Source organism: Streptomyces sp. SID10853 (assembly GCF_010548145.1).
Lineage (GTDB): Bacteria > Actinomycetota > Actinomycetes > Streptomycetales > Streptomycetaceae > Streptomyces.
Genome location: NZ_JAAGLN010000323.1, coordinates 1 through 6,262 on the forward strand (window position 1 = coordinate 1; position 6,262 = coordinate 6,262).

7 protein-coding genes and 1 pseudogene are annotated in these 6,262 nt (G+C 68.6%); 4 read left to right on the forward strand and 4 right to left on the reverse strand.

Annotated elements, in window-relative coordinates; genetic code table 11:
- Positions 1 to 396: 396 nt before the first annotated feature.
- The gene (locus G3I19_RS33515) at positions 397 to 1,038 is read right to left on the reverse strand and encodes a DNA-3-methyladenine glycosylase (RefSeq protein WP_164267479.1); all 642 of its coding nucleotides are present in this window, start codon (positions 1,036 to 1,038) and stop codon (positions 397 to 399) included.
- Between the two features lie 122 nt (positions 1,039 to 1,160).
- On the opposite strand from G3I19_RS33515, the pseudogene G3I19_RS33520 reads away from it, so the two are divergent.
- The 3 genes and pseudogenes from G3I19_RS33520 to G3I19_RS33530 all read left to right on the forward strand — a co-directional run.
- Positions 1,161 to 1,928 (forward strand): annotated as a pseudogene (locus tag G3I19_RS33520) (sporulation protein); the annotation flags it as partial.
- Positions 1,929 to 1,985: 57 nt separating this feature from the next.
- Positions 1,986 to 2,522, forward strand: coding sequence for a YbhB/YbcL family Raf kinase inhibitor-like protein (locus tag G3I19_RS33525; protein WP_164267485.1), 537 nt, complete (start codon positions 1,986 to 1,988; stop codon positions 2,520 to 2,522).
- A 142-nt stretch (positions 2,523 to 2,664) separates the two neighbouring features.
- The gene (locus tag G3I19_RS33530) at positions 2,665 to 3,168 is read left to right on the forward strand and encodes an HNH endonuclease (protein WP_164267480.1); all 504 of its coding nucleotides are present in this window, start codon (positions 2,665 to 2,667) and stop codon (positions 3,166 to 3,168) included.
- A gap of 88 nt (positions 3,169 to 3,256) precedes the next feature.
- Here the strand turns inward: G3I19_RS33530 and G3I19_RS33535 are convergent, their stop codons facing one another.
- The 3 genes from G3I19_RS33535 to G3I19_RS33545 form a co-directional block, all read right to left on the reverse strand.
- Positions 3,257 to 4,198, reverse strand: coding sequence for an SPFH domain-containing protein (locus tag G3I19_RS33535; RefSeq protein WP_164267481.1), 942 nt, complete (start codon positions 4,196 to 4,198; stop codon positions 3,257 to 3,259).
- An 82-nt stretch (positions 4,199 to 4,280) separates the two neighbouring features.
- Positions 4,281 to 4,709: an NfeD family protein gene (locus G3I19_RS33540; RefSeq protein ID WP_164267482.1), complete on the reverse strand. Its 429-nt coding sequence runs from the start codon at positions 4,707 to 4,709 to the stop codon at positions 4,281 to 4,283.
- 59 nt (positions 4,710 to 4,768) lie between these two features.
- Positions 4,769 to 5,566 (reverse strand): ABC transporter ATP-binding protein, encoded by a 798-nt coding sequence (locus G3I19_RS33545; protein ID WP_164267483.1) that lies wholly within the window; start codon positions 5,564 to 5,566, stop codon positions 4,769 to 4,771.
- A gap of 124 nt (positions 5,567 to 5,690) precedes the next feature.
- Between G3I19_RS33545 and G3I19_RS33550 the strand changes: the two genes are divergently transcribed.
- Positions 5,691 to 6,262 (forward strand): hypothetical protein (locus tag G3I19_RS33550; RefSeq protein WP_164267484.1); only part of this gene is annotated, 572 nt, incomplete at its 3' end.

The window sequence follows — 6,262 nt, forward strand, 5'->3', positions numbered from 1 at the left end:
TGGCGTTGACTTTTGGCACGCTGTTGAGTTCTCAAGGAACGGACGCTTCCTTTGTACTCACCCTCTCGGGCTTTCCTCCGGGCTTTTCCCTCCGGTCTTGCGTTTCCGACTCTATCAGACTCTTTCGTGTCCGATTCCCGGCCGGCGGGCCGCTTTCCAGTTCCACGCTTTCGCGTTTCCCTTTCGGCGTGTCCACTACGTTAGCCGATTTCCTCAGAGGCTCATAATCGGGCCCTTGTATTCGAATTTGGGCACGCCAAAATTCGAACCCGTTGAGGGAGATCGAAGGTAGTGGTTGGCCGCTTCGGGCTGCTCAGGTTCGGTCCGATGGGCCGTTCCGATAGCAGTGCCCGTGTCAAGCGGCTCGGACTACATTAGGTGTCCCGACCGGCCGAGTCAAGCCCGCTTCCTGCGCGGAACATGCGCCCGGTACGGGCTGACCGTGGGATCGCTGTCGATCCAGAAACGCCACGGCTGGTGCGCCCCCTCCCCGCCAACTCCCGTGCGGGGGCCGCTGCGTACCAGGTCGGCGTCGGGCGGGGTGCCCGTGAGGATAGCGAGGACGGTGTCGTCGGCCGCGCACACGTCGGCGCCGTTGAGCGAGCGGTCGACGTCAAGACCGGTCGCGAGGCGGGCCGGGCCCTTCGCCAGTTCCCTGTCGTGGCGGGCCGCGGGGCGGCGTCCACGTACCAGCTCGGCGCCCGCCGTCACCTCTCCCGCTCGGAGCAGCACTCCGCTCGCGCTGCCCTCGGGGCCGCAGACCAGGTTCATGCAGTGCCACATGCCGTAGGTGAAGTAGACGTACACATGGCCGGGCGGACCGAACATGACCTCGTTGCGGGGCGTCCTCCCCCGGTAGGCGTGCGAACCCGGGTCGGCTTCCCCCGCGTACGCCTCCACTTCGGTGAGGCGCAGCTCCATCGGGCCGTCCGGTGTGCGGCGGACCAGGGTGCGGCCCAGCAGGTCCGGGGCCACCTCCAGTACGGAGCGCTCGAAGAAGTGGCGTGGCAGGGGCGTACGGTCCGGACTGGCGCTCATGGCTGACGAGCGTAACGGGGAACGGCCGGCGGGCGCCGCGCGAGCCCGCGTATGCATGGGGGTGCAAGATCAAAAAGGATCGATGAGCAGAGAATCGACGAGCAGAGAGGAGCGCAGTGGGCATGGGGTTCAGGAGACTGCTCGCGAGCTTGGGGGCCGGCGGTGCTTCGGTGGAGACGGAGCTGTCCGAGCCGAACGTCGTACCGGGCGGTGTGGTCCAGGGGCGGGTGAGGATCCAGGGCGGCGCGGTCGACCAGCGGATCGAGGGGCTCTCCGTGGGGCTCCAGGGGCGGGTGGAGATCGAGAGCGGCGACCACGAGGTCAAGCAGGACATCGAGTTCACCCAGCTGCGGCTGGGCGGGGATCTGGCGATCGCCGCGGGCGCCCTGCATGTGGTGCCCTTCGGGCTCGAAATACCCTGGGAGACCCCGATCACGAACATCGCTGGGCGGCCGCTGCCCGGTATGCATATCGGGGTGACGACGGAGCTGGAGATCGCGCGGGCGCTGGACTCGGGCGACCTGGATCCCATCCAGGTGCATCCGCTCCCTGCCCAGCAGGCCGTTCTCGATGCCTTCGGAGAGCTCGGCTTCCGCTTCGTGAGCGCGGATCTGGAGCGCGGCCACATCCGCGGCACGCGCCAGCTGCTCCCCTTCTACCAGGAGATCGAGTTCTGCCCGCCGGAGCAGTACCGGGGTCTCAACCAGGTCGAGCTGACCTTTGTCACGGACGACCGTGAGATGGACGTGATACTCGAAATGGACAAGAAGCCGGGCCTCTTCAGCGAGGGCAGCGACTCGTACCGGGCGTTCCAGGTGGGTCTGCACGATTTCCGGGACACCGACTGGACGGGATACCTCCATCAGTGGCTGGCCGATGTGGGGGGGCAGACGGAACTGGCTCTAGTGTCGGATGCGGAACTGACAGCTGATGCAGGAGGTGCCGTCGTGACCGGGCTCAGTAAGCCGCCGCTCCCCCATGACTTTCATCCGCCGGTGCCCTCGTTCACGGTGGTGAGCGAGGACATCGCGCCGGGGTCGGTATTGAAGGACGCTCAGGTGTACGCGGCGGGGAACACCTCGCCGCAGCTGCGGTGGGAGGGTTTCCCGCCGGAGACCAGGAGTTTCGCCGTGACCTGCTTCGATCCCGACGCGCCCACGGGCAGCGGGTTCTGGCACTGGTCGCTGTTCGACATCCCGGCCTCGGTGACCGGGCTTCCGGCGGGCGCGGGCAGTGGTGCGTTCAATGGGCTGCCGCCGGGCGCGGTCCAGGCCCGTAACGACTACGGTGCGAAGGAGTTCGGGGGCGCCGCGCCGCCGGCCGGTGAGAACCACCGCTATGTCTTCACCGTGTACGCGGTGGACACCCCGCAGCTCGGGATCGACTCGGACACGCCGCCCGCCGCGGTCGGCTTCAATCTGCGTTTCCATACGCTGGCACGCGCCCAGCTCATCGCCGAGTACGCGGCTCCCGCCGAAAGCTGAAGCCCGCGCGTCTGTTTGCCCTGCCCCGGTCTTGGAGAGATCAGGGCAGGGCCTTTTTTATTGCGTTGTCCATCGTGGCGTGCCCGGCCAGAGTTGATCCCAGCCCCACCCGGGGGTGGGCCGGCACACGGAGGTGGGCACCATGCGGGACACATTGGTACTGAACGCCAGCTTCGAGCCGCTGTCGACGGTGACGCTCAACCGCGCGGTGGTCCTGGTGCTCCAGGACAAGGCCGTGGTCGAGCAGGCCCACCCCGGGCTGCGGGTGCGTGCGGCCGCTGTCGAGCTGCCCGTACCCCGCGTGATCAGGCTCTGCAGATATGTCCGGGTGCCGTTCCGAAGACAGGCACCGTGGTCGAGGCGGGGGGTGCTGGTCCGCGACCAGCACCGGTGCGCGTACTGCGGACGGCGGGCGACCACCGTCGACCACGTGGTGCCGCGTGCCCAGGGCGGTCAGGACACCTGGCTCAATACGGTCGCCTCCTGCGCCGAGGACAATCACCGTAAAGCGGCCCGTACGCCGGAGCAGGCCGGGATGCCGCTGCTGCGGAGGCCGTTCGTGCCGACGCCGGCCGACGCGATGATGCTGGCGCTCGGGGCCGGTGACCGTCGGGCGCTGCCGGACTGGCTCCCGCTGACCGCGTGACTCCCGGCCCGCCGCAGACCGCGTCAGCCCGCCCCTGGAGTCCGGAGGCGGGCTGATTGTCGTGGTGCCGGCTTGTCCGCGGCGGTGGTTACTCGGAGGGGCGCCTGGCGGCCGGGGGTGCCGGCGACTCCTTGCCGGTGTTGAAGCCGGGGACGTTCTCACCGAGGTTCCCGAAGGCTCCGCTGAGTCCCTTGAGTGCGTCGCCGATCTCGCTCGGCACGATCCAGAGCTTGTTGGCGTCGCCCTCGGCGATCTTCGGGAGCATCTGGAGGTACTGGTAGGCGAGCAGCTTCTGGTCCGCGTCGCCCGCGTGGATCGACTCGAAGACCGTACGGATGGCCTGTGCCTCGCCCTCCGCGCGCAGCGCCGACGCCTTGGCCTCACCTTCGGCCCGGAGGATGGCCGACTGCTTCTCGCCCTCGGCGCGCAGGATCTCGGACTGCCGGACACCTTCGGCCTGGAGGATCGCGGCGCGCTTGTCCCGGTCGGCGCGCATCTGCTTCTCCATCGAGTCCTGGATGGAGGTGGGCGGCTCGATGGCCTTCAGCTCGACACGGTTGACGCGGATCCCCCACTTGCCGGTGGCTTCGTCGAGGACGCCGCGCAGCGCCGCGTTGATCTCCTCACGGGAGGTCAGGGTCCGCTCCAGGTCCATGCCGCCGATGATGTTGCGGAGGGTGGTGACGGTGAGCTGCTCGATCGCCTGGATGTAGCTGGCCACTTCGTAGGTCGCGGCGCGGGCGTCGGTCACCTGGTAGTAGATGACGGTGTCGATGTTGACGACCAGGTTGTCCTGGGTGATCACCGGCTGCGGCGGGAAGGGAACGACCTGTTCCCTGAGGTCGATCCGGTTGCGGATCGAGTCGATGAACGGAACGACGATGTTCAGCCCGGCGTTGAGCGTGCGTGTGTAGCGGCCGAACCGTTCGACGATGGCTGCGCTGGCCTGTGGGATCACCTGGATCGTTTTGATCAGGGCGATGAAGACCAGCACCACCAGAATGATCAGAACGATGATGACGGATGGCATCGTGCTCCCCGTGCCCTTCGATTGCCGGCAGTTCCCGATGATCGATCTTCGCAGACCCCGGTCTGCCGTGTGTGAGGTTCTGTCACAGGACGACCGCTGTCGCTCCGTCGATCTCCACGACGTCCACCTGCTGACCTGGCTGATAACTGCTGTCGCCGTCGAGGGCCCGCGCCGACCAGACCTCTCCGGCGAGCTTGATACGGCCTCCGCTGCCGTCGACCCGTTCCAGGACGACGGCCTGACGGCCCTTCAACGCATCGATTCCGGTGGCCAGTTCGGGCCGCTGGGACCGGTGCCGGTTCGCGATGGGGCGTACGACGGCGATGAGCGCGACGGACACGATCACGAAGACGAGGACCTGGAGCACCGGTCCGGCGCCGAGCCCGGCGGCGGCCGATGCGGCGACCGCTCCCACGGCCAGCATCCCGAATTCGGGCATGGCGGTGATGACGAGCGGGATTCCCAGCCCCGCGGCCCCGATCAGCCACCACACCCATGCCTCGATGTCCACGGGGTCATGGTAGGGCTGCGGTCCCCTCCGGGGACAGGGCGCAAGGGGTGCGGAACCGGTCAGCCGAGCGGGAGGCCCTGCGCGGTCCAGCGGTTGCCGCGCTGTTCGACGACGAGCGGCAGCCCGAAGCAGAGCGAGAGGTTGCGGGAACTCAGCTCGGTCTCCATCGGACCGGCGGCGAGCACCTTGCCCTGACGGATCATCAGGACGTGGGTGAAGCCCGGGGCGATCTCCTCGACATGGTGGGTCACCATCACCATCGAGGGGGCGTACGGGTCCTTGGCCAGCCGGCCGAGACGGCGTACGAGGTCCTCGCGGCCGCCGAGGTCGAGGCCGGCGGCGGGCTCGTCGAGCAGCAGCAGTTCGGGGTCGGTCATCATCGCGCGGGCGATGAGGGTGCGCTTGCGCTCGCCCTCGGAGAGGGTCCCGAACTTGCGGTCGAGGAACTCGGTCATGCCCAGGCGGTCGAGGAAGGCGCGGGCGCGCTGCTCGTCGACCTCCTCGTAGTCCTCGTGCCAGGTGGCCGTCATGCCGTAGGCCGCGGTGAGGACGACCTGGAGGACGGTCTGCCGCTTGGGCATCTTCTCGGCCATGGCGGCGCCCGCCATACCGATGCGCGGGCGCAGCTCGAAGACGTCGGTGCCGGGCTTGCCGAGCTGCTCGCCGAGGATCGACGCGGTGCCGGTGGTCGGGAAGAGGTAGCTGGACGCGATGTTGAGGAGGGTGGTCTTGCCGGCGCCGTTGGGGCCGAGAATCACCCAGCGCTCCCCTTCTTTCACCGCCCAGGAGACGTCGTCCACCAGAGCACGTCCGTCGCGGACCACCGATACGTCCAGCAGCTCCAGTACATCGCTCATGAGCGCGTTGTCTCCCCATGCAGTCTCGGTTCGCGCGTGCGCCTGTGGGCGCAGCTCCCTAAGGGAAAACCTACGCCACCTGAGAAGTTCACCGGCGTCTAGGGCCATTCCCTACGCTGGGTCCATGTTCACGGAACCACGCTCAGGACGACTGGCCGCATGGGGAAATGCCCTGTTGGCCGGAATTGTATCGCCGGATGACGCTGCACTCGCCATCGTCGGCGGGGACGCGGTGCACCGGGTGGAGGGGCTGCCGGGCGAGGAGGGGCCGGTCGGGCTCACGCTGGCGCTGGGACGGCTGCGGGCACTCGGTGTGACCGGTTTTCGGGTGGCGATGCCCACAGCGGGGCATCCGCTGGGCCTCAGTGGACCGCCGGAGTTCAACACGCGGGCGCTGGAGGCGGAGGAGGCGGTCACCGCCTTCGGGGTGTCGCTGGGGCTGGTGCCCGAGCTGTACGAGGCGGGCCCGGAGGGCGATCTGCACCGTGAGGTGGTCTGGCACTGCCTGCCGGTCCGTGAGGCACCGCCGGCCGACGTGCCTTCGCTCGGCGAGGCGGAACGGGAGCTGGCGGAGGCGCTGCGGGAGGCGACGGCGGTGCTGTCGGGGCTCGATGTGGCGGGTGGCGGGCCGGCCGCCGAGGCGGCGATCGACGCGTACCGGGCCCGGGCCGAAGCGGGGCCGGGCGAGCTGCTGGC

What these genes read in the sequence shown, in the direction of transcription:
- G3I19_RS33515 (WP_164267479.1), bottom strand. Translation starts at nt 1,038, where the DNA reads ATGAGCGCCAGTCCGGACCGTACGCCCCTGCCACGCCACTTCTTCGAG.
- G3I19_RS33530 (WP_164267480.1), top strand. Translation starts at nt 2,665, where the DNA reads ATGCGGGACACATTGGTACTGAACGCCAGCTTCGAGCCGCTGTCGACG.
- G3I19_RS33535 (WP_164267481.1), bottom strand. Translation starts at nt 4,198, where the DNA reads ATGCCATCCGTCATCATCGTTCTGATCATTCTGGTGGTGCTGGTCTTC.
- G3I19_RS33545 (WP_164267483.1), bottom strand. Translation starts at nt 5,566, where the DNA reads ATGAGCGATGTACTGGAGCTGCTGGACGTATCGGTGGTCCGCGACGGA.